This is a genomic window from Capnocytophaga sp. oral taxon 336 str. F0502 (genome assembly GCF_000411575.1).
Classification (GTDB): domain Bacteria; phylum Bacteroidota; class Bacteroidia; order Flavobacteriales; family Flavobacteriaceae; genus Capnocytophaga; species Capnocytophaga ochracea.
The window spans coordinates 1-2,500 of sequence record NZ_KE150494.1 but is presented as its reverse complement, the minus strand read 5'-3'; the positions used below and the strand labels follow the sequence as shown (position 1 = coordinate 2,500).

2 rRNA genes (1 of these 2 cut by a window edge) are annotated in these 2,500 nt (G+C 47.7%); both read left to right on the top strand.

Annotated elements, in window-relative coordinates:
- Positions 1 to 2,221, top strand: a 23S ribosomal RNA gene (locus HMPREF1528_RS11340); it begins 619 nt to the left of the window's first position.
- A 162-nt stretch (positions 2,222 to 2,383) separates the two neighbouring features.
- Positions 2,384 to 2,494 (top strand): 5S ribosomal RNA (gene rrf / locus HMPREF1528_RS11335).
- Positions 2,495 to 2,500: the final 6 nt, after the last annotated feature.

The window sequence follows — 2,500 nt, the reverse complement described above, 5'->3', positions numbered from 1 at the left end:
GTTACCAGCGAGGATAAGTATTTCAGATACGAATCCGCATCGAAAGAGAGTCTGAATAGGGCGTTAAGTTGGTAGTAGTAGACGCGAAACCTGGTGATCTACCCTTGGGCAGGTTGAAGCGCTGGTAACACAGCGTGGAGGACCGAACTGGTTGTCGTTGAAAAGACTTCGGATGACCTGAGGGTAGGGGTGAAAGGCCAATCAAACTGGGAAATAGCTCGTACTCCCCGAAATGCATTTAGGTGCAGCGTTGATGTGAGTTTAATAGAGGTAGAGCTACTGATTGGATGCGGGGGTTTCATCGCCTACCAATTCCTGACAAACTCCGAATGCTATTAAATGCTCATCAGCAGTGAGGGTATGGGTGCTAAGGTCCATATCCTAAAGGGAAAGAACCCGGACCATCAGCTAAGGTCCCCAAATATATGCTAAGTTGACCAAACGCGGTCTGACTGCACTGACAGCTAGGATGTTGGCTTGGAAGCAGCCATACATTTAAAGAGTGCGTAACAGCTCACTAGTCGAGCGGTTGGGCATGGATAATAAACGGGCATAAGCATATTACCGAAGCTATGGGGTTATTGAAAGATATACCGGTAGGGGAGCATTCTATAGGCGTAGAAGCTAAAGTTGTGAGACATAGTGGAGCTGATAGAAAAGAAAATGTAGGCATAAGTAACGATAAGGCAGGCGAGAAACCTGCCCGCCGAAAGATCAAGGTTTCCTCAGCTATGCTAATCAGCTGAGGGTTAGTCGGGGACTAACGCGCACCCGAGTAGGGAAAGTGGATGTACAACAGGTTAATATTCCTGTACCATTAATCTAATAAAAGTGACGGAACGAGATAACTACCGCGTACTGACGGAATAGTACGTTAAAGGAGCTGTTATGGCTTTGATAGTACACTGAGGCTTCGGTCGAGGTGATAGAGTGGTGATAACGTTTCCAAGAAAAGCGAAGATTAATGCCCGTACCGTAAACCGACACAGGTGATTGGGAAGAGAATTCTAAGGCGCTCGAGAGATTCATGGCTAAGGAACTAGGCAAAATAGACCTGTAACTTCGGGAGAAAGGTCGCCTATCGTAAGATAGGCCGCAGTGAAGAGGTCCAAGCGACTGTTTATCAAAAACACAGGACTCTGCAAAATCGAAAGATGAGGTATAGGGTCTGACACCTGCCCGGTGCTGGAAGGTTAAGAGGAGAGCTTAGTGGTAACACGAAGGTTTGAATTGAAGCCCCAGTAAACGGCGGCCGTAACTATAACGGTCCTAAGGTAGCGAAATTCCTTGTCGGGTAAGTTCCGACCTGCACGAATGGTGTAACGATTTGGACACTGTCTCGGCCATGAGCTCGGTGAAATTGTAGTATCGGTGAAGATGCCGATTACCCGCAGTGGGACGAAAAGACCCTGTGCACCTTTACTATATCTTCGTATTGGTCTTGGATAAGTGATGCGTAGGATAGGTGGGAGACTATGAAGTGGCTATTCTGGTAGTTGTGGAGTCGTTGTTGAAATACCACCCTTTGCTTATCTGAGGTCTAACCCTGCGATGCAGGGGACAATTCGTGGAGGGTAGTTTGACTGGGGTGGTCGCCTCCAAAAGAGTAACGGAGGCTTCTAAAGGTTCCCTCAGCACGCTTGGTAACCGTGCGTAGAGTGCAATGGCATAAGGGGGCTTGACTGAGAGACCCACAAGTCGATCAGGTACGAAAGTAGAGCATAGTGATCCGGTGGTTCCGTATGGAAGGGCCATCGCTCAAAGGATAAAAGGTACGCCGGGGATAACAGGCTGATCTCCCCCAAGAGCTCACATCGACGGGGGGGTTTGGCACCTCGATGTCGGCTCGTCACATCCTGGGGCTGGAGAAGGTCCCAAGGGTTGGGCTGTTCGCCCATTAAAGTGGCACGCGAGCTGGGTTCAGAACGTCGTGAGACAGTTCGGTCTCTATCTACTGTGGGCGTTAGAAATTTGCGTGGATCTGACTCTAGTACGAGAGGACCGAGTTGGACGCACCGCTGGTGTATCTGTTGTCTTGCCAAGGGCATAGCAGAGTAGCTAAGTGCGGATGGGATAAGTGCTGAAGGCATATAAGTACGAAACCCGCCACAAGATGAGATTTCTTTTAAGGGTCGTGGGAGATGACCACGTTGATAGGTTACAGGTGTAACGGTGGTAACATCATAGCCGAGTAATACTAATCACCCGTAGACTTTTCGCGCGTAGAGATTCTTTTAAAGAGCGTTAGCATCACAACAATTGTTAATTATCAATTGTCAATTGAGAAAATATGTTTTTTATCCCTATATGTTAAAATATCAAGGCATTAGGCCACAGGCATCAGGTATTAGTTCTGAGTCGCACAACCTAAGGCCTAAAGATTTAAGGTGGTTATAGTCAAAGGTCTCACCTCTTACCATTCCGAACAGAGCAGTTAAACCTTTTAGCGCAGATGGTACTACACTTGTTGTGGGAGAGTATGTCGCCGCCTTCTTATAAA